Below are 674 nucleotides of genomic sequence, written 5' to 3'. Positions count from 1 at the left end.
ATCTAGCTCCTTTTCTCCCTCGTGGTTTTTGCTACCGTTACGAAAGACGTTTTAAACAGGCAGTAATTCATGGCTTTTGAAAGCACCCCCAACATCGCACTTATTGAAGATGATGACATTGTTCGTCAGGCAACTAGCCAATGGCTGCAACTGGCCGGATTTAACGTTGAGGCATTCAGTACCGGTGACGCTGGAAAGGCGGCGATACTAAGTCAAGACTTTGATGCTGTTGTCAGTGATGTTCGCTTGCCTGATAGCGATGGCCTCTCGATTTTAGAAAGCCTTATTGACCATCATATCCAAACGCCCGTTATCCTGATCACCGGACATGGGGATGTGGATATGGCGGTGAGTGCGTTGCAAAAGGGCGCATTTGACTTTATTGAGAAACCATTTCAGCCAGAGCGACTCTCGCAACGTGTGACGGAAGCGGTCGAGACTTATCGAGCGCAGACGTCAACGCAAGATCGTCAAGAATATCTCGCGAGCGTAAGTGGGCTCGAGGAAGTGCTGATTGGCCGAAGCCGAGTCATGCAGCAATTGCGTGAACAAGTTGCAAAGCTAGCGCGTATTGATACTAACGTCATTATTTATGGTGAAACGGGCTGTGGTAAAGAGCTGGTGGCTACCCGCCTGCATCAAGAAAGCCAACGACAATTACACCTTTTCGTACC

The 674-nt window shown here is 48.8% G+C and carries 1 protein-coding gene; it reads left to right on the top strand.

Features of this window, described 5'->3' with window-relative positions:
* Positions 1-69 precede the first annotated feature (69 nt).
* The coding region (locus R7190_RS27830; protein WP_318137923.1) for a sigma-54-dependent transcriptional regulator at positions 70-674 on the top strand (605 nt) is incomplete at its 3' end.

Source organism: Vibrio sp. 1078-1, from assembly GCF_033340475.1.
This window is presented reverse-complemented; position numbering and strand designations above follow the sequence as displayed.